This window comes from Pseudoxanthomonas mexicana (genome assembly GCF_010093385.1).
In the GTDB taxonomy this organism is placed as follows: domain Bacteria; phylum Pseudomonadota; class Gammaproteobacteria; order Xanthomonadales; family Xanthomonadaceae; genus Pseudoxanthomonas_A; species Pseudoxanthomonas_A mexicana.
This window is the reverse complement of the sequence record NZ_PDWV01000022.1, coordinates 1-18,367: the sequence shown is the minus strand read 5'-3', so window position 1 is coordinate 18,367 and position 18,367 is coordinate 1. Positions and strand designations below refer to the sequence as shown.

Genomic DNA, 18,367 nt, shown 5'->3' with positions numbered 1-18,367 from the left:
CGCACGGTATCCCCATGCCCGACACCTTGAACATCCGCATCGGCCAGGGCTTCGACGTCCATGCCTTCGGCGACGGCGACCACGTCATGCTGGGCGGCGTGCGCGTGCCGCACGCGCGCGGCGTACAGGCGCACAGCGACGGCGACGTGGTGCTGCATGCGCTGTGCGACGCCATGCTGGGCGCGCTGGCGCTGGGCGACATCGGCAAACACTTTCCGCCTTCCGACGATCGCTGGAAGGGCGCCGACAGCCGTGCGTTCGTGCGGCATTGCGACGCGCTACTGCGCGAACGCGGCTGGCGCGTCGGCAATGCGGACGTCACCGTCATCTGCGAGCGTCCGAAGGTCGGACCCCACGCCGATGCCATGTGCGCTTGTGTGGCCGAAGACCTTGGCATCGAGGTGGGCGCCGTCAGCATCAAGGCGACGACGTCGGAGAAGCTCGGCTTCACCGGCCGCGGCGAGGGCATCGCGGCGCAGGCCGTGGTGCTGCTGGTGAAGGCATGAGCGAGCCGCTGCCGCGCGCGTTCGGCGCGCCGGTGCTCACTGCGCAGTACCGTCGCGTGCCGGAGGACTTCTTCGTCGAAGAACTGGCGGGCTTCGACTCGTCGGGCGAAGGCGAGCATCTGCTGCTGACGGTGGAGAAGCGCGGCATGAACACGGCCTTCGCCGCCAAGCGCATCGCTGCCTGGGCGGGCATCGCCGAGATGGGCGTGGGCTATGCGGGCCTGAAGGATCGCCATGCCGTCACCCGCCAGCGTTTCAGCGTGCACCTGCCGCGCAAGGTGGCGCCGGATCTGGCGGCCCTGGTGTCGGACGATCTCAAGGTCATCGAGGCCTCGTGGCATTCGCGCAAGCTGCCGCGGGGCGCGCTGGCCGGCAACCGCTTCGAACTGGTCCTGCGTGATGTGGTGGGCGATCGAACCGCCATCGAGGCGCGGCTCAGCGACATTGCCGCGCAGGGCCTGCCCAATTGGTTCGGCGAGCAGCGCTTCGGCCGCGATGGGGGCAATGTGGCGGCGGCGCTGGCGATGTTCGCCGGTCGCCGGGTGCGACGTGACCAGCGTTCGCTGCTGCTCTCGGCCGCGCGTTCGGAGCTTTTCAACCGCGTGCTGGCGGCCCGCCTGGCCGACGGCAGCTGGAATCGCGGTCTGGAGGGCGAGGTCTGGATGCTCGCGGGCAGCCGCAGCGTCTTCGGCCCTGAGCCCTGGAGCGGCACGCTGGCGCAGCGCCTGGCGGATTTCGACATCCATCCGACGGGACCGCTGTGGGGAAAGGGCGCCTCCCGCGCGGAAGCGGCCGCCCGCGACTGCGAAGAGGCCGCGTTGCAGGGCGATGATGCCCAGGCGCTGAAGGCCGGCCTGGAGCAGGAAGGCCTGCGCCAGGAGCGTCGTGCCCTGCGGCTTCGCCCCGAGGGGCTGGCGTGGGAGTGGCCCGATTCATCGGTGCTGCGGTTGAGCTTCGCGCTGCCGCCGGGCAGTTATGCGACGGCGGTGCTGCACGAACTGGGCGAGGTCGGAGATGCGTCGCGCGTGGTCTCCGACCGTTTGTCGGAAGATCGCTGAGGGGACTGGAAGCCTGCTGCAGCAGGCGTATAAGCCGAAGGTGAGCCGGAGGCGCGCTCCGGTGTACTGGATGTCATGTCCACCCCCAACCGACGGGAGGTCACCATGAAACGTCTCAGCCTCGTGTGCGGAACACTGCTTCTGGCCGCATTGTCGGCAGGCTGCACCAGCACGCAGAGTGCGATGCGCGATGCGCCGCTCATGCAGCGCGAAACCCAGATCGACCAGGTCTACGTGGCCTATGTGGACGGCGTGGCCAAGCAACGCGGCACGCGCGTGGTCTGGGTGAACCCGCCGAAGCGGACCGTCATCAAGCCCATCGCCTCGACGAACTGAAAACCGCCTAACGGCGACGCGCCAACAGCACCAGCACCGCACCGGTGCCGCCCTGTGCCGGCGGCGCCGAATGGAACGCCATCACGTCCGCGCGCTGGCGCAGCAGGCGGTCGACCAGATTCTTGATCACCGGTGCACCGGCGTCCGCGCGCTGGCCCTTGCCATGGATGATGCGGACGCAGCCGTACTCGTGCAGAGCGGCATCGGCCAGGAAACGCCGCAGCAGGCCTTCGGCCTGCGCGGCCGTGGCGCCGTGCAGGTCCAGTTCGTCCTGCGCCGCGTACTGCCCCCGCTTCAAGCGCTGGAATGCGCGCGCAGGCAGCGCGTCGCGGCGATGGCTGAGCGTGTCGCCAGCCGCCAGCGGCTCAAGCGCATCCAGTCCTCGCAGGAACTCGCTGCGCGCATCCAGCTCGTCGCGCTCGGCCATGCGCGCGCGGGGCCTGGGCGGCGCCTTGCGCGGCGGCGGCGGCGCGTCTTCCATGCGGCGCACTTCGCCGATGGCGTCGCGGAACAGCGCAGCGTCGTCGTCTTCGGGCGGATCGGGTCGGGCCATGCCGCCAGCGTAGCCGCATCGTCCTGCGACGCAAGCGCGGGAAGCATCGGCGCGGTTCCGGTATCATGGGCCCGTCCCCGAGGAAACCCATGCGCGTACTGGTCAGCAACGACGACGGCGTCGACGCCCCCGGCATCCGAATCCTGGCAGAAGGCCTGCGCAGTGCGGGCCATGAAGTGTATGTGGTCGCCCCCGACCGCGACCGCTCGGGCGCCAGCAACTCGCTGACGCTGGATCTGCCCATCCGGCTCAAGCGCATCGATCACTACACCTGCAGCGTCGCCGGCACGCCCACCGACTGCGTACACCTGGCGCTGACCGGGATGCTGGAGTTCGAACCGGACATCGTGGTCTCGGGCATCAACAACACCGCCAACATGGGCGACGACGTCATCTACTCCGGCACCGTGTCGGCGGCGATGGAAGGGCGTTTCCTGGGCCTGCCGGCCGTGGCGATGTCGCTGGCTACCAAGAACCACGACGCGAAGCACTACGAGACAGCTGCGCGCGCCGCCGTTGAGATCGTGGCGCGGCTGAAGGCCGATCCGCTGCCGGCCGATACCATCCTCAACGTCAACGTCCCCGACATGGCCTGGGCCGACGTGCGCGGCTTCGAGGTCACCCGCCTGGGCAACCGTCACCGTTCCGAGCCCTGCGTACCGCAGCCGGACCCGCGTGGCCACACGGTGTACTGGATCGGGCCGGCCGGACGCGAGCAGGACGCGGGCCCGGGCACCGACTTCCATGCCGTGCGCATGGGGTACATCTCGATCACACCGATCCACGTGGACCTGACCCGTTACCAGGCGCTGGAGAAGGTCGCAGGTTGGGTCGGCGGGCTCACCGCCGCGCTGGAGGCGTCGGCGGGACGCCGCGCTTGCGCCTGCAGCCCGAAGCGGTGGGCATGGGCATGCCCTCGCAGCGTGTGCGTGATCGCCTGGTCGAGCGCCTGCGCGAGGCCGGCATCGTCGACGAGCGTGTCCTCAACGCCATCCGCACGCTGCCGCGCCATCTGTTCGTGGACGAGGCGCTGGCCACGCGCGCCTACGAGGACACGGCGCTGCCGATCGGCCACAGCCAGACCATTTCCCAGCCCTGGGTGGTCGCGCGGATGACCGAGGTGCTGCTGGAGAATTCGCCGAAGAAGGTGCTGGAGATCGGCACCGGGTCCGGCTACCAGGCCGCGGTGCTCGCCATCCTGGGCCTGGAGGTCTACACGGTGGAGCGGATCGGCGATCTGCTGCGCCAGGCCCGCAAACGCCTGCGCCAGTTGGGCCTGAACGTGCGCAGCAAGCACGACGATGGCCGCATCGGCTGGGCCGAGCACGGTCCCTACGACGGCATCATCGTGACCGCGGCAGCGCCGGCGCTGGTGCCGGTGCTGGTCGAGCAGTTGGCGGTGGGCGGGCAGCTGGTGGCACCGGTCGGCGGCAGCGGTTCACAATCGCTGGTGCGGCTGGTGAAGCGCGAAGACGGCAGCGTGGAAGAAACCACGCTGGCGCCGGTGGTGTTCGTGCCGCTGCTGTCGGGCACGCTGGACTGAGCGCATGACCGACGCACCGCATACGGAAGCCGCCGATCCGGCCGCTTCGCTGGGCCAGCAACTGGCCGACATCATCGAACGCCTGCCACCCGACGCCTTGAGCCTGGGCGAACTGCTGGAAGTCTTCAGCGATGAAGGCCTGATGCTGCTCACCATCCTGCTGACCCTGGTGTTCCTGATCCCGGTGTCGATCCCGGGCGTGAGCACGGTGTTCGGCGCGGCCATCCTGCTGGTCGGCGTCAGCCGCCTGATCAACCGGCCCTTGTGGCTGCCGCAGCGGGTCAAGCACAAGGCGTTGCCGGCCGCGCGCCTGCGTCCGGGCCTGACCGCCGGCCTGGTCTGGGTGCGGCGCATGGAGAAGATCAGCCGCCCGCACCGGCTGCGACTCTTCGTCGACGGACCGGGGCAGGGCGTGATCAACAACCTGGCCTTCATCCTGGCCGCCCTGCTGCTGATGGCACCCTTCGGATTCGTGCCATTCAGCAATACCCTGCCAGCCTTGGCGCTGTTGTTGTACGCCATCGGCTTCATCCAGCGCGATGGTGGCGCGATCCTGCTGGGCCATCTGGCCAACATCGGCACGATCGTCTATTTCAGCGTGCTGATCGGGGGCGGTGGCGTGGCCGTACGCGAACTGTTCCAGCGGCTGACCGGCTGAGAACATGCCCTGTGAGGAAACGAAGCGACGCATGACCACGACGATCCGTTCCGCCCGCCGCATCACCTCCGTCGTCCTGATCGGACTGGTTGTCGCGCTGCTGGGCGCCTGCTCGACCACCGTGGTGCGCGAGCCTTCCGCATCGTCCGCCACGCGCAAGCCTTCGCAGGGCAAGCCGGGCGCGACCGTGCGCGTGCAGCGCGGCGACACGCTGTACGGCATCGCGTTCCGCAATGGCGTTGACGTCAACGACCTGGCCCGCTGGAACGGGCTGGGCGCGCCTTACACGATCTATCCGGGGCAGACGCTCAAGCTGTATCCGGGCAGCAGCAGGCCGACCACGACGCCTCCGCGTTCCACCGCCGGCACCACGACGCGGCCCACGCCGCCGCCGGTTACCCGGCCTGCACCGGCGCCTGCGCCGGCGAACAGCGGGTTCGCCTGGCGATGGCCCGCGGAAGGTCATCTGATCGGGCGCTTCTTCGGCGGCGATGCCACCAAGCAGGGTATCGGCATCGCCGGCAGCAGCGGCCAGGCGGTGCGTGCGGCGGCCGATGGCGTGGTGGTGTATTCCGGCGCCGGCCTGGTCGGCTACGGCGAACTGATCATCATCAAGCACAGCGAGCAGTGGCTGTCCGCCTACGGCCACAACCGCAAGCGCCTGGTCAACGAAGGCCAGAACGTGAAGGCCGGCCAGCAGATCGCCGAGATGGGCAGCACCGGCGCCGCGCGCGAGATGCTGCACTTCGAGATCCGCCACAACGGCAAGCCGGTGGATCCGTTGCAATATCTGCCGGCGCGATGAAGCGGGTCAGGATGGCACGTGCAGGTTTCGTCGCCGTGCTGTGGAGCGTGCTGCTCTGCCTGGCCGGAGGCTGTGCGTCGAAGGTCGTGACGCCGGCAGACAGCCCGGCCACCGTGGATGCGGTGACGCTCAACCTCTGGCACGACAAGCAGGACTGGCCGCGCAGGCAGGATGCGATCGTCGCGGACCTGCGCGCGCTCGCCCCCGATGTGATCCTGCTGCAGGAGGTCCTGCAGGATGCGGCACTGCCCAACCAGGCGCAGGTCCTGGCTTTACGGTTGGGCTACCAGTACCGCTTCTTTTCCGCCGATGCGCCCACCCAGGCCCGCCGCTACGGCAATGCGATCCTGGTGCGGGGCACGATCGAGGCCTCCCGCGAGGTGAAGCTGTCGCCACTGGACGACTATCGCAACGCCGGCTGGGTGCGCACGACGGTCGATGGCCGCCCGTTGAACGTCTACGTGACGCACTTGCACCACACGCCGGAGGGCGGCGCGATCAGGGCCGAACAGATCGCCGGCGTGCTGACGCTGATAGGCGAGACGGCGGGCGACGCCCCTTCGATCATCGGGGGCGACTTCAATGCGCGCTCCGATATGCCCGAGCTTGCGCCGCTGCGCACGCGCTTCGCCGAGGCCTATTCGGAAGCGCACCCGGGCGTGGACACGAACGCAGCGGTGCATACCACGCTCAATCCGCACCTGGGCCATGCGCCGATCCGCATCGATCACGTGTTCGCCCAGCGCGATGCGTTCCGCGTCGTCGACGCCGACATCATCCTCGATCAGCCCGATGCGACCGGCGCCTGGCCGTCGGACCATTACGGCGTCTGGGTACGGCTGATGCACAGCGACGTTCCGCGCCGGTAGCCGCGCGCGGCGTCCGCGCGCCCGTGACGGGATCAGCCCGGCGCCAGCAGGAAACCCGCGACCACGCGCCTCGATTCGCCGGCCAGCACGTTGAAGGTGCGAGCGGCCGCGGCGTTGGTCATCACTTCCAGGCCCACGCCCTGGCGCAGGCAGGCCGCCATGACGGCGGCGGGCGGAAACACCTGGCGCTCGCCGGTGCCCAGCAGGATCACTTCCGGCTGCAACGCCAGCAGGGGCGCCAGATCGTCGGCGGTGAGCGCGGCGCTGTCCCTGACCGGCCAGTTCTCGACCAGCTGCTGCGGGGACAGGATGAAGCTGTCGGTGAGGGTGAGGTCGTTCACCCGTGCGTGTCGGCCGTCGGCGGAGCGCAGGGTGAAGGCGTAGTCGGGCAGTTCGTGGCTCAGCTGCATGACGGAAGCCAGGGGAGTCGGATCAGCCGCGCGGCAGCACGATCTGCCGGCGTTCCTTGCTGGGGCGGTACAGCACGGCGGTATGGCCGATGCGCTGCACCAGGGCGGCGTCGGCCTTCTCGGCCAGTTCGCCGATCATCGCGTCGCGTGCCTCGCGGTCTTCGCCCGCCACCTTCACCTTGACCAGTTCGTGCTGTTCCAGCACGGCGTCCAGCTCGGCGAGGAAGGCCGGAGTGACGCCTTTGTTGCCGATCTGCAGCAAGGCTTTCAGGTCATGGGCCTGGCCGCGCAGGAAACGGGTCTGGGCGGCGGTCAGGGCAACAGGCATGCGGCACGGTACGGGTCGGAAAGGGCGATCAGGGTATCATGGCGGCCCCCACGAACGGCTCCGGCGGCTCCCGTCGCAGCGTGCCCGGAGACCTTGCCGACATGGCCACCCGCAGCAAGAGCAGCCAGCGCTGGCTCAAGGAACACTTCTCCGATCCCTACGTGAAGAAGGCCCAGGCCGAGGGCCTGCGCTCGCGCGCGGCCTACAAGCTGGAAGAGCTGCTGGAACGCGACCGCCTGCTCAAGCCCGGCATGGTGGTGGTGGACCTGGGCGCGGCACCGGGCGGCTGGTCGCAGTTCGTCCGCCAGGCGATGGGCGACCACGGCCGGGTCGTGGCGATGGACATCCTGGACATGCCGCCATTGGCGGGCGTGGAGTTCCTTCACGGTGATTTCAGGGAGGACAGCGTCCTATCGCAGCTTGAAGCCCTGCTGGACGGCGCGCCCGTGGACCTTGTGCTGTCCGACATGGCCCCCAATAAGAGTGGTGTGGACGCGGTCGACCAGCCGCGGGCGATGTACCTGGCGGAGCTGGCCATGGACTTCGCCGACCGGCACCTGAAGCCGGGCGGCGCCTTCCTGATCAAGCTGTTCCAGGGCACCGGGTTCGACGACTACATCCGCGAGCTCCGCCGCCGCTACGACAAGGTGGCGATCCGCAAGCCGGATGCCTCCCGCAAGCGCTCCCCCGAGGTGTACGCCCTGGGGCAGGGTAAGCGGATCCAGATCAAGTAAGGTGACGTAAAGTGCGTATTACGAAAGAGGAACGCCGGAGCCGATGAGGATGAACGACCTGACCAAGAATCTGCTGCTGTGGGTAGTCGTCGCCGTCGTGCTGATGGTGGTCTTCCAGAGCTTCTCGCCCAAGGGCGGTGCCACCGCGACCGGCGGCCCGATCACCTATTCCGAATTCCTGCGCGAGGTCGAGTCCGGCCGCGTGGCCTCGGTGAAGTTCACCAACGAGAGCAACCTGGCCACCAACGCCATCGCCTTCAAGCGCAAGGACAGCTCCACCGGTACCGTGTACGGCCCGCAGGACGACAAGCTGGTCGACACGCTGCTGGACAAGAACGTCACCATCGACCGCGAGCAGCCCGAAAGCGGCATCTCGCTGGTGGCCATCCTGCTGAACTTCCTGCCGGTGCTGCTGATCATCGGGTTCTGGATCTTCATCATGCGGCAGATGCAGGGCGGCGGCGGTGGTGCCAAGGGCGCCATGTCCTTCGGCAAGTCGCGGGCCAAGCTGCAGGGCGAGGACCAGGTGAAGGTGACCTTCGCCGATGTCGCCGGCTGCGACGAGGCCAAGGAGGAAGTCGGCGAGCTGGTCGAGTTCCTGCGCGATCCCGGCAAGTTCCAGAAGCTGGGCGGCAAGATCCCGCGCGGCGTGCTGATGGTCGGCCAGCCCGGCACCGGCAAGACGCTGCTGGCCAAGGCCATCGCCGGCGAAGCCAAGGTGCCGTTCTTCAGCATCTCCGGCTCGGACTTCGTCGAGATGTTCGTCGGCGTGGGCGCCAGCCGCGTGCGCGACATGTTCGAGCAGGCCAAGAAGCATGCGCCGTGCATCATCTTCATCGACGAAATCGACGCCGTCGGCCGCCATCGCGGCGCCGGCCTGGGCGGTGGTCATGACGAGCGCGAGCAGACCCTGAACCAGCTGCTGGTCGAGATGGACGGTTTCGAGGGCGGCGAAGGCGTCATCGTGATCGCCGCGACCAACCGTCCCGACGTACTGGACCCGGCGCTGCTGCGTCCGGGCCGTTTCGACCGCCAGGTGGTGGTGGGCCTGCCGGACGTGAAGGGCCGCGAACAGATCCTGCGCGTGCACATGCGCAAGCTGCCGCTGGCCGACGACGTGGAGCCGATAGTCATCGCCCGCGGTACGCCGGGCTTCAGCGGCGCCGACCTGGCCAACCTCTGCAACGAGGCGGCGCTGTTCGCTGCGCGCGAGAACGCGAAGGACGTCCGTATGGACCACTTCGATCGTGCCCGCGACAAGATCCTGATGGGCGCCGAGCGCCGTTCGATGGCGATGAGCGAGGAAGAGAAGACGCTCACCGCCTACCACGAAGCCGGCCACGCCATCGTCGGCCGCGTGGTGCCTGAGCACGATCCGGTCTACAAGGTCACCATCATTCCGCGCGGTCGTGCGCTGGGCGTGACCATGTACCTGCCCGAAGGCGACAAGTACTCGCTCAACCGCGTGGCCATCGAATCGCAGCTGTGCTCGCTGTACGGCGGCCGCGTGGCCGAAGAGCTGATCTTCGGCGCCGACAAGGTCACCACCGGTGCGTCCAACGACATCGAACGGGCCACCAAGATGGCCCGCAACATGGTCACCAAGTGGGGCCTGAGCGACGAGATGGGCCCGATCGCCTACGGCGAGGAAGAGGACGAGGTGTTCCTGGGTCGTTCGGTCACCCAGCACAAGAACGTCTCCAACGAAACCGCGCGCCGCATCGACGAGGTGGTACGCGCCATCCTGGACCGCGCCTATGCGCGCACCAAGACCATCCTCACCGAGAACCTGGACAAGCTGCACACGATGTCCCACCTGCTGCTGCAGTACGAGACCATCGACGCGCCGCAGATCGACGCCATCATGGAAGGCCGCGAGCCGCCGCCGCCGATGGGCTGGAACAAGGCCGGCAAGGACGACGACAAGCCCGAGTCCCGCCCGCTGCCGCCGATCGGTGGACCGGCCGCGCAGACCTGAGCCGCGTTGCCAGCATCGCGATGAAAGGCCAGACTCGCGTCTGGCCTTTCTTTTTTCCTGCCCATGTTCGACACCGTCCCCCAGCTCGACTGCGCCGGCCGCATCCTCAGGCTCGACCGCCCGCAGGTGATGGGCATCGTCAACGTCACCCCGGACTCGTTCTCCGACGGTGGCGCGCACGACACGACCGATGCCGCCGTCGCGCATGCGCTGAGGCTGGTGGAGGAGGGCACCGACCTGCTCGACATCGGCGGCGAATCCACCCGACCCGGCGCCGCCGAAGTGGAGGCCGAAGAAGAGCTTCGTCGCGTGGTGCCGGTGATCGAACGCCTGGCTGCGCAGGTGGCCGTGCCGATCAGCATCGACACCTCCAAGCCCGAGGTGATGCGCGCGGCCGTGCAGGCGGGTGCCGGGATGATCAACGATGTCTACGGCCTGCGCCGCGAAGGTGCGCTCGACGCCGCCGCCGCGCTCGGCGTCCCCGTCGTGCTGATGCACATGCAGGGCGAACCGCGTTCGATGCAGGCCGCACCGCAGTACGACGATGTGGTGGGCGAGGTGCACCGTTTCCTGGCCGAGCGCATCTTCGCCGCCGAAATGGCCGGCATTGCGAAGCAGCGCATCGTCGTCGATCCGGGCTTCGGCTTCGGCAAGGACACCGCGCACAACCTGCAGCTGCTCGCGCAGTTCGAGCGTTTCGTCGAACTGGGCGTGCCCGTGCTGGCGGGGCTGTCGCGCAAGCGCAGCATCGGCGAACTGACCGGTCGCGACGTGCCGGCGGACCGCGTGGCCGGATCGGTGGCGGCGCACCTGATCGCCGCCCAGCGCGGCGCCGCGATCGTGCGCGTGCACGACGTGGCCGCCACCATCGATGCCCTGAAGGTGTGGAACGCCGTCGCCGCCGTGCCGACGCCGCGCAAGGCCGCGGCGACACCGGCGATCCGCTGGCCCGACGACGACTGACCGCGTCCGGCGTTCCACCGGCCAGCGCGGCGGCCGGATGCGACAATGCACGCATGTCGCTCGACCCCCGTCCTTCCGCCATCGCCATCATGGGCCCGACCGCGTCGGGCAAGACGGCGTTCGCGCTGGAGGTGGCCGAACGTTTCAATGGCGAGATCGTCAGCGTCGATTCCGCGCTGGTCTACCGCGGCCTGGACATCGGCGCCGCCAAGCCCAGCGCGGACGAACGGGCGCGCGTGCCGCACCACCTGCTGGACGTGCGCGATCCCTGGCAGGTCTACTCCGCCGCCGACTTCGCCCACGACGCGCGCCGCGCGATGGACGACATCGCCGCACGTGGCCGTCTGCCGGTGCTGGCCGGTGGCACCGGGCTCTACTTCCAGGCACTGCTCGAAGGGCTCGCCGCCCTGCCGCCGGCCGACGCCGCCCTGCGCGACCGCATCGCCGCCCGGGCGCAGCAGGCCGGCTGGCCCGCCCTGCATGCCGAGCTGGCGCGGATCGATCCGGAGGCCGCCGCGCGCATCCATGCCACCGACCCGCAGCGCATCCAGCGCGCGCTGGAAGTGTTCCACCTGACCGGCACGCCGATCAGCCACTGGCAACGTACGGCGCGGCGCGAACGGCTGCCGTACCGCGTGCTGAAGCTGGTGCTGGCGCCGGCCGACCGCGCCGTGTTGCACGCGCGCATCGCCCAGCGCTTCGACCTGATGCTGGCGCAGGGTTTCCTGGAGGAAGTCCGCGCCCTGCGCGTGCTGCCCGGGATGCAGGCGGTGGCCGCGCCGCTGGACCTGCCGGCGGTGCGCGCCGTGGGTTACCGACAGGCCTGGGAATTCCTGGACGGGCAGGGCGATGCCCGGGACTTCCGCGAACGCGCCATTGCCGCCACCCGCCAGCTGGCCAAGCGCCAGCTCACCTGGCTGCGCGGCGAGCTCGACGCCCGCTGGTTCGATCCCGCCATCGACGCTGCACGCCTGGCCCAGGCCCTGGCCCTGTTCCTGCCGTGCGGCTGAGCCCGCCGGGGCCAGCATGGCCGAACTGCGACCGGCTGCCGGACTTGGCGGCGCCCCCGAGGGCCGGAGTTGTGTAACATCGGGTCTCCGGAGCGGCTGGGGAGCCGTTTGCCGCGCCGGGTTCAACACCATACCTACTATAAGAACGCAAGGCGGGAGTACGTCATGTCCAAGGGGCAATCCCTGCAGGATCCTTTCCTGAATGCACTGCGGCGCGAGCGCGTCCCGGTGTCGGTCTACCTGGTGAACGGCATCAAGCTGCAGGGCACCATCGAATCCTTCGACCAGTTCGTGGTCCTGTTGCGCAACACGGTCAGCCAGATGGTCTACAAGCACGCCATCTCCACGGTGGTGCCGGCGCGCAACGTGCGCGTGGGGCCCGGTGGCGGCTACGTGCAGCAGGGCGAGGACGGGGCGGAAGGCAGCGACGACGAAACCGCGTGATAATGCGGGCCTCGATTGAAGAGGCACGACCCCATTGTTTGAAAGATCCCGCAAGGGCGAGCATGCGCTGCTGATCCAGCCGCATGCCGGCGGCCGTCCCGACGACGGCCTGACCGAGGAATTCAGCGACCTGGCGCGCTCGGCGGGCGCCAGCATCGCCGCGCTGCTGACCGCGCGCATCGACCGTCCCAATCCCTCCACGCTGATCGGCAGCGGCAAGCTGGAGGAAGTGAAGGCGGCCGCCGACGCGACCGGCGCCGACCTGGTGCTGCTCAACTTCCCGCTCTCGCCCGGCCAGGAGCGCAACCTGGAGAAATTCCTGCAGCGCCGCGTGCTGGACCGCACCGGCCTGATCCTGGACATCTTCGCCCAGCGCGCGCGCAGCCACGAAGGCAAGCTGCAGGTGGAACTGGCGCAGCTGCGCCACATGGCCACGCGTCTGGTCCGCGGCTGGACCCACCTGGAGCGCCAGCGCGGCGGTTCCATCGGCCTGCGCGGCCCCGGTGAGACGCAGCTGGAAACCGACCGCCGCCTGCTGCAGAAGCGCGTCGAGCAATTGCAGAAGCGGCTGGAAAAAGTCGAAGTGCAGCGCACCCAGATGCGCCGGGCCCGCGTGCGCAGCGAACTGCCGCGCGTGGCCCTGGTGGGCTACACCAACGCCGGCAAGTCCACGCTGTTCAACGTGCTGACCGGTGCAGAGGCCTACGCGGCCGACCAGCTGTTCGCCACGCTCGACCCCACCGTGCGTCGCATCGACCTGCCCGGCGGCGCGGTGGTGCTGGCCGATACGGTGGGTTTCGTGCGCGACCTGCCGCACGAACTCGTCGCCGCGTTCCGCTCCACCCTGAGCGAAGCGCGCGAGGCCGACCTGCTGCTGCACGTCATCGACGCCGCCGATCCGCACCGCGAGGAGCGCATCGCCCAGGTCGACGAGGTGCTGCAGGAGATCGGCGCCGGCGACCTGCCGCAGATGCTGGTGTTCAACAAGATCGACCGCATCGAAGGCGCCGCCCCGCGCCACGACCAGCCCGATCCCGGCGTGGACGAAGGCGAGGCGCCCAGCGCCGGCATGGGCCGCGAGCGCGTGTGGATTTCCGCCCGCGACGGGCAGGGCATCGACCTGCTGAAGGGCGCGCTGGCGCAGCGGCTGGGCTTCCAGCGCGTGCGCGGCGAACTGCACCTGCCGTCCAACTCCGCCCGCCTGCGCGCACGCCTGCATGCGCTGGGCGCGGTGCTGGCCGAGGACTTCGAGGAACACGGCTGGCGCGTCACCGTCGACCTGGCCCTGGCCGACGCCCAGCGCCTGGCCTCGCAGGCCGGCGGCCATCCGCTGGAGGCGTTGCTGCCGAAGGTCGAGCGGGAAGACTGGCAGTAGGGCGGGGTCGGTTGCTGTTGTAGGAGCGACGTCAGTCGCGACCGCGGGAACTCCGTACCAGGGGATTTGCCCCCCGGGCGGTTCACCCGTGCGGTCGCGACTCACGTCGCTCCTACAGCTGTCAGGCGGCCCCATGACCTCCCGGCCTTGCTTGCCGGTCGGGCCGCCCCTATCTAGTAGAATCGAAACCTGCGCCGGCCCCGTGCCGTGCGAATCCTTCACGATGGAGTGGGCATGGCCTGGAACACCCCCGGCAGCAGCAGCGGCGGATCTGGCAACAACGGCAACCGGAACAACAGCTGGAAGCCGCGCAACCGGCAGGGCGGCGGCATCGGCGACGTGGTCGAGCGCCTGCGCGGCCTGTTCGGCGGCGCCGGTGGCGGCGGCAACCCGCTGCGCTGGGTCCTGCTGGGCGTCGGCATCCTGGTGTTGTTCTCCAGCTTCCAGCTGATCGGCGAACAGCAGCGCGGCGTGGTGCTGCGCTTCGGCCAGTACAACCGCACCATGCAGCCGGGCCCGAACTTCAAGTTCCCCTGGCCCATCGAGAGCGTCACCAAGGTCAACGCCACCGAGGTGCGCACCTTCAGCAACAGCCTGCCCGTGCTGACCCGCGACGAGAACATCATCACCGTCTCGTTCAACGTGCAGTACCGCGTGGGCGATCCGCAGAAGTTCCTGTTCGGCACCACCGACGCCGTCCGCGTGCTGGAGCAGACCGCCCAGAGCGCCGTGCGCGAAGTGATCGGCCGCTCCAACCTGGACGCCGCGCTGAACGCGCGCGGCCCGCTGTCCGCGGCCGCGTCCACCGCGCTGCAGGCCTCGCTGGAGGCCTACCGCACCGGCCTGGTGGTCACCGAACTGAGCCTGCAGGACGCGCGCCCGCCGGAAGAGGTCAAGCCCGCCTTCGACGAGGTCAACAGCGCCCAGCAGATGAACGAGCGCCTGGTCAACGAAGCCCGCGCCTACGCCGCCCGCATCGTGCCCGAGGCCCGCGGCCAGGCCCAGCGCGTGCGCACCGTGGCCGAAGGCTACAAGACCGCCGCCATCGCCAAGGCCACCGGTGACGCCACCCGCTTCAGCCTGCTGCTGGACGAGTACCGCAACGCACCGGAAGTCACCCGCAAGCGCCTGTGGCTGGATACCGTCCAGCAGGTGCTGGCCGACAACCGCAAGGTGGTCGGTGGCGACAGCCGCCAGCTGATCTATGTGCCGATGGGCGGTGCGCAGGCTCCGGCCGCGCCCGCGCCCGCCGGCGCCCTTCCCGCCGAGGTCGTGATGCCGCAGGTCGAAAGCACCCCGTCCGGTGCGCGCAGTTCCGTGCGCACTCCCCGCCGCGAGGAGGCCCAGCCATGAGGACCTCCCTGATCGTCGGCATCGCCGTGGCCGTCCTGCTGGGCCTGATGGGCTCGGTGTTCGTGGTCCGCGAAGGGCAGGTGGGCCTGGTGCTCAACCTGGGCCGCGTGGCCCGCAGCGAGATCGGCCCCGGCCTGCACTTCAAGTGGCCGCTGGTGGAGACCGCGCGCGTGTTCGACCAGCGCTTCACCGCCAACGAGTTCCCGCCCGAGCGTTCGCTCACCTCCGAGCGCAAGGACGTCAGCGTCGACTTCATCGCCATCGGCTTCATCGTCAACGCCGCGGACTTCTACCGCGCCACCGGCGGCAACCAGGAAACCGCCACCGACCGCCTGGCGCCGATCATCAAGGAATCGCTGCGCAACGAGATCAACTCGCGCACGCTGACCCAGCTGGTGTCCGGCAACCGCAACGAGCTGATCGAAAAGCAGCTGCCGGGCATCAACGCCGGCGCCAAGACCCTGGGCATGCAGATCGTCGACATCCGCTTCAAGCAGATCGACCTGCCCACCGACAGCGAAGTGATCGGCCAGGTCTACGACCGCATGCGCGCCGAACGCCGCCAGGTGGCCAGCGCGCTGCGCGCCGAGGGCGAGGAACAGGCCCGCATCGTGCGTGCGCAGGCCGACCGCGACCAGACCGTGCTGGTGGCCGAGGCCGAACGCGACGCGCAGAAGCTGCGCGGCGAAGGCGATGCGGAAGCCGCCCGCATCTACGGCGAAGCGGCCAACCGCGATCCGGCCTTCTACGCCTTCCAGCGCAGCCTGGAGGCCTATCGCGCCTCGTTCGCCGATGGCCAGGGCGTGATCGTGCTGGACAAGGACGACCCCTTCCTGCAGTACATGAAGAGCGACCGCTGAGCCCTTCCACCGGCCGCCCCAGGGCGGCCGGTCCCGTTTGGCCCTTCGTCTTTCATCGCCCCGCGCCCGGTCGCCGGGCCGGGAATCCGCCCATGTCCGAACTCTGGTCCGCCCTGTGCCTGGTCGCCATCCTGGAAGGCCTGGTGCTGTTCGCCATCCCCGCCGGCTGGAAACGCGCCGCGCTGCAACTGCTGCAGATGTCCGACGGCCAGGTCCGCGCGGTCGGCGGGTTCATCCTGATCTTCGGCCTGACCCTGCTGTGGGCGGTGAAGCACTGAACGGCGCCCCCGGCCCCGGGTAGCCCCCGCCCCCCTAAACCCGGATAATGCACAAAAGCCGGACGGGCCCCCTGCGTGGGATACCCGCCGGCTTTTTCCGTGTCTGGGCCCGGCGTGGCGGGCGGCTCCCCGATGGAGTTCGCCGGCATCGGTAACGCGGCGGCCCCGCACGACCCCTTCCGGTGGCCCCGATGGCCACCCACCAATCGAGGAGTTACCCGTCATGGGTCAGTCAGTCGTCGTTCTCGGCGCCCAGTGGGGCGATGAAGGCAAGGGCAAGATCGTCGATCTGCTCACCGAGGAAATCGGTGCCGTCGTCCGTTTCCAGGGCGGCCACAATGCCGGCCACACGCTGGTCATCGGGGGCAAGAAGACCGTCCTGCACCTGATCCCTTCCGGCATCCTGCGCCCCGACGCGCTGTGCCTGATCGGCAACGGCGTGGTGCTGTCGCCGGCCGCGCTGATCAAGGAAATCGACGAGCTGGAATCGGCCGGCGTGGAAGTGCGTTCGCGCCTGAAGATCTCCCCGGCCACGCCGCTGATCATGCCGTACCACATCGCCCTGGATCAGGCCCGCGAGAAGGCGGCCGGCGGCAAGGCCATCGGCACCACCGGCCGCGGCATCGGCCCGGCCTACGAGGACAAGGTGGCGCGTCGCGGCATCCGTGTGGCCGACCTGCATTACCCCAAGCAGCTGGAAGAACTGCTGCGCACGGCGCTGGATTACCACAACTTCGTGCTCACCAAGTACCTGGGCGTGGACGCGGTCGATTTCCAGAAGACCTACGACGAAGCCCTGGCCTTCGGCGAATACGTGCAGCCCATGAAGTCCGACGTGGCCGGCATCCTGCACGACCTGCGCAAGCAGGGTAAGCGCGTGCTGTTCGAAGGCGCGCAGGGTGCGCTGCTGGACATCGACCACGGCACCTATCCCTACGTCACCAGCTCCAACACTACGGTCGGCGGCGCGTTCGCCGGCACCGGCGTGGGTGCGGACGCCATCGACTACGTGCTGGGCATCTGCAAGGCCTACGCCACGCGCGTGGGCGGCGGTCCGTTCCCGACCGAGCTGGACGATGAGGTGGGGCAGGGCATCCGCGACCGCGGCCAGGAATACGGCGCCTCCACCGGCCGTCCGCGCCGCTGCGGCTGGATGGACATCGTGGCGCTGAAGCGCGCGGTGGCCATCAACGGCATTTCCGGCCTGTGCATCACCAAGCTGGACGTGCTGGACGGCATGAAGACGCTGAAGATCTGCATCGCCTACGAGTACCGTGGCAAGCGCACCGAGTACGCGCCGCTGGATGCGGGCGGGTGGGAAGAGTGCACGCCGGTGTACCTGGAATTCCCGGGCTGGGACGAGAACACCCACGGCATCACCGAGTGGGACAAGCTGCCGCCGGCCGCGCGTGCCTACCTGCGGGCGCTGGAAGAGCTGTCCGGCTGCCCGCTGGCCATCGTCAGCACCGGCCCCGACCGCGACCACACCATGGTCCTGCAGGACCCGTTCGCGTAATCCGCCGTCATCCCGGCGAACGCCGGGACCCAGCGACTGAGAAAGCCCCGCACCCGCGGGGCTTTTTTCATGGCCGGCCCTCATTCCGGCCCACGCCTTGCAGGGTGGTCGTCACCCTCAATCGCAGCCGCCCGTGGCCGTTAGAAGCACCGTGACACCGTACAGGTTGGAGCCTCCATGCACCGCAACGCCGCCCACGCTTCCGTCATCTCCGGCCCCTGGCAGCACCCCGCGCCCGCCGCGGCGGCGCCCCGCCGGCCCGAGCGCCGCAAGGCTGCGCCCGTGCACAGCGCCGATGCGTTGCGCGCCGGCCTGACGCCTGCGCAGCTGGTGACGCTGGAGGCGCTGGAAATCTTCCAGTGGCGCCTGGCCTTCGTGCGCCGTCCGCTGTTCCAGGCGCCCAGCCCGGTGCTGTTCGACCGCGACCACACGCGCCACGTGGTCATCCAGGAAGACGGCGCCCTGGACGAAAGCCAGTCCCTCGTCCTGCGCGCCTGAGGCGCGCCATATCGTGCTGTTCCTTCTCCCCGTCTTGCGGGGAGAAGGTGCCCAACGAGCCTGCCCCGTACTTGATACGGGGGCGGATGAGGGGCGAGCGCGGGCCTCACCGCTCCCCTGAACACATCCCCCACACCCCAACGCCACCCTCACGTTTCCTTGAACCCGGCCGATACAAGGTAGGGCACCTGCCGTCATCGACGGTGGGCTGCTTTCGTTCCATGCCTTCAGGAGTCCCCCGCCGGATGACGGATCCGCACCGCCCGCGCGACACCCCCGGCCCGGACACGCC

General features: G+C 69.3%; 21 protein-coding genes and 1 pseudogene. 19 read left to right on the top strand and 3 right to left on the bottom strand.

The window, feature by feature from the left end; genetic code table 11:
• Nucleotides 1-14 precede the first annotated feature (14 nt).
• The 3 genes from ispF to CSC76_RS09755 all read left to right on the top strand — a co-directional run bounded on the left by ispF (nt 15) and on the right by CSC76_RS09755 (nt 1,900).
• The gene (gene ispF, locus CSC76_RS09765) at nt 15-506 is read left to right on the top strand and encodes a 2-C-methyl-D-erythritol 2,4-cyclodiphosphate synthase (RefSeq protein WP_162109821.1); all 492 of its coding nucleotides are present in this window, start codon (nt 15-17) and stop codon (nt 504-506) included.
• On the top strand, nt 503-1,564 hold the full coding sequence (gene truD, locus CSC76_RS09760; protein ID WP_162109820.1) for a tRNA pseudouridine(13) synthase TruD: 1,062 nt from the start codon (nt 503-505) through the stop codon (nt 1,562-1,564). The genes ispF and truD overlap by 4 nt, the downstream gene beginning before the upstream one ends.
• Nucleotides 1,565-1,669: 105 nt before the next feature.
• Nucleotides 1,670-1,900, top strand: coding sequence for a hypothetical protein (locus CSC76_RS09755; protein WP_162109819.1), 231 nt, complete (start codon nt 1,670-1,672; stop codon nt 1,898-1,900).
• Nucleotides 1,901-1,907: 7 nt separating this feature from the next.
• Here the strand turns inward: CSC76_RS09755 and CSC76_RS09750 are convergent, their stop codons facing one another.
• Nucleotides 1,908-2,453 (bottom strand): Smr/MutS family protein, encoded by a 546-nt coding sequence (locus CSC76_RS09750; protein ID WP_162109818.1) that lies wholly within the window; start codon nt 2,451-2,453, stop codon nt 1,908-1,910.
• An 89-nt stretch (nt 2,454-2,542) separates the two neighbouring features.
• On the opposite strand from CSC76_RS09750, the pseudogene surE reads away from it, so the two are divergent.
• The 5 genes and pseudogenes from surE to CSC76_RS09725 form a co-directional block, all read left to right on the top strand.
• Nucleotides 2,543-3,319 (top strand): annotated as a pseudogene (surE, locus tag CSC76_RS09745) (5'/3'-nucleotidase SurE); the annotation flags it as partial.
• 44 nt (nt 3,320-3,363) lie between these two features.
• On the top strand, nt 3,364-3,996 hold the full coding sequence (locus tag CSC76_RS09740; RefSeq protein WP_162109817.1) for a protein-L-isoaspartate(D-aspartate) O-methyltransferase: 633 nt from the start codon (nt 3,364-3,366) through the stop codon (nt 3,994-3,996).
• A 4-nt stretch (nt 3,997-4,000) separates the two neighbouring features.
• A complete protein-coding gene (locus CSC76_RS09735) occupies nt 4,001-4,654 on the top strand; it encodes an exopolysaccharide biosynthesis protein (protein ID WP_162109816.1) in 654 nt (217 codons plus the stop codon).
• A gap of 31 nt (nt 4,655-4,685) precedes the next feature.
• On the top strand, nt 4,686-5,459 hold the full coding sequence (locus CSC76_RS09730) for a peptidoglycan DD-metalloendopeptidase family protein (protein ID WP_162109815.1): 774 nt from the start codon (nt 4,686-4,688) through the stop codon (nt 5,457-5,459).
• Nucleotides 5,460-5,470: 11 nt separating this feature from the next.
• Nucleotides 5,471-6,328, top strand: coding sequence for an endonuclease/exonuclease/phosphatase family protein (locus CSC76_RS09725; RefSeq protein ID WP_162109814.1), 858 nt, complete (start codon nt 5,471-5,473; stop codon nt 6,326-6,328).
• A 32-nt stretch (nt 6,329-6,360) separates the two neighbouring features.
• On the opposite strand, the gene CSC76_RS09720 is transcribed toward CSC76_RS09725, so the two are convergent.
• Complete coding sequence (locus tag CSC76_RS09720) at nt 6,361-6,738, bottom strand: Mth938-like domain-containing protein (RefSeq protein WP_162109813.1); 378 nt, start codon at nt 6,736-6,738, stop codon at nt 6,361-6,363.
• A 22-nt stretch (nt 6,739-6,760) separates the two neighbouring features.
• Nucleotides 6,761-7,066 carry a ribosome assembly RNA-binding protein YhbY gene (gene yhbY, locus CSC76_RS09715; protein ID WP_162109812.1) on the bottom strand — a complete coding sequence of 102 codons (306 nt, stop codon included), beginning with the start codon at nt 7,064-7,066 and terminating at the stop codon, nt 6,761-6,763.
• Between the two features lie 101 nt (nt 7,067-7,167).
• On the opposite strand from yhbY, the gene rlmE reads away from it, so the two are divergent.
• The 11 genes from rlmE to CSC76_RS09660 all read left to right on the top strand — a co-directional run bounded on the left by rlmE (nt 7,168) and on the right by CSC76_RS09660 (nt 18,075).
• A complete protein-coding gene (gene rlmE, locus CSC76_RS09710; protein WP_162109853.1) occupies nt 7,168-7,800 on the top strand; it encodes a 23S rRNA (uridine(2552)-2'-O)-methyltransferase RlmE in 633 nt (210 codons plus the stop codon).
• Between the two features lie 49 nt (nt 7,801-7,849).
• A complete protein-coding gene (gene ftsH, locus CSC76_RS09705) occupies nt 7,850-9,778 on the top strand; it encodes an ATP-dependent zinc metalloprotease FtsH (RefSeq protein ID WP_162109811.1) in 1,929 nt (642 codons plus the stop codon).
• A 63-nt stretch (nt 9,779-9,841) separates the two neighbouring features.
• On the top strand, nt 9,842-10,741 hold the full coding sequence (gene folP, locus CSC76_RS09700) for a dihydropteroate synthase (protein ID WP_162109810.1): 900 nt from the start codon (nt 9,842-9,844) through the stop codon (nt 10,739-10,741).
• Between the two features lie 53 nt (nt 10,742-10,794).
• Nucleotides 10,795-11,751, top strand: coding sequence for a tRNA (adenosine(37)-N6)-dimethylallyltransferase MiaA (miaA, locus tag CSC76_RS09695; protein ID WP_162109809.1), 957 nt, complete (start codon nt 10,795-10,797; stop codon nt 11,749-11,751).
• A gap of 165 nt (nt 11,752-11,916) precedes the next feature.
• Entirely contained in the window at nt 11,917-12,195 is a 279-nt protein-coding gene (gene hfq / locus CSC76_RS09690; protein WP_162109808.1) for an RNA chaperone Hfq, read from the top strand.
• Nucleotides 12,196-12,229: 34 nt separating this feature from the next.
• On the top strand, nt 12,230-13,570 hold the full coding sequence (gene hflX, locus CSC76_RS09685) for a ribosome rescue GTPase HflX (RefSeq protein ID WP_162109807.1): 1,341 nt from the start codon (nt 12,230-12,232) through the stop codon (nt 13,568-13,570).
• A 234-nt stretch (nt 13,571-13,804) separates the two neighbouring features.
• A complete protein-coding gene (gene hflK, locus CSC76_RS09680) occupies nt 13,805-14,923 on the top strand; it encodes an FtsH protease activity modulator HflK (RefSeq protein WP_162109806.1) in 1,119 nt (372 codons plus the stop codon).
• The gene (hflC, locus tag CSC76_RS09675) at nt 14,920-15,783 is read left to right on the top strand and encodes a protease modulator HflC (RefSeq protein ID WP_162109805.1); all 864 of its coding nucleotides are present in this window, start codon (nt 14,920-14,922) and stop codon (nt 15,781-15,783) included. Before hflK ends, hflC begins: the two co-directional genes overlap by 4 nt.
• 92 nt (nt 15,784-15,875) lie before the next feature.
• Complete coding sequence (locus CSC76_RS09670) at nt 15,876-16,061, top strand: DUF2065 domain-containing protein (RefSeq protein WP_162109804.1); 186 nt, start codon at nt 15,876-15,878, stop codon at nt 16,059-16,061.
• 223 nt (nt 16,062-16,284) lie between these two features.
• Nucleotides 16,285-17,577 (top strand): adenylosuccinate synthase, encoded by a 1,293-nt coding sequence (locus tag CSC76_RS09665; RefSeq protein ID WP_162109803.1) that lies wholly within the window; start codon nt 16,285-16,287, stop codon nt 17,575-17,577.
• A gap of 177 nt (nt 17,578-17,754) precedes the next feature.
• A complete protein-coding gene (locus CSC76_RS09660; protein WP_238394925.1) occupies nt 17,755-18,075 on the top strand; it encodes a hypothetical protein in 321 nt (106 codons plus the stop codon).
• Nucleotides 18,076-18,367 lie beyond the last annotated feature (292 nt).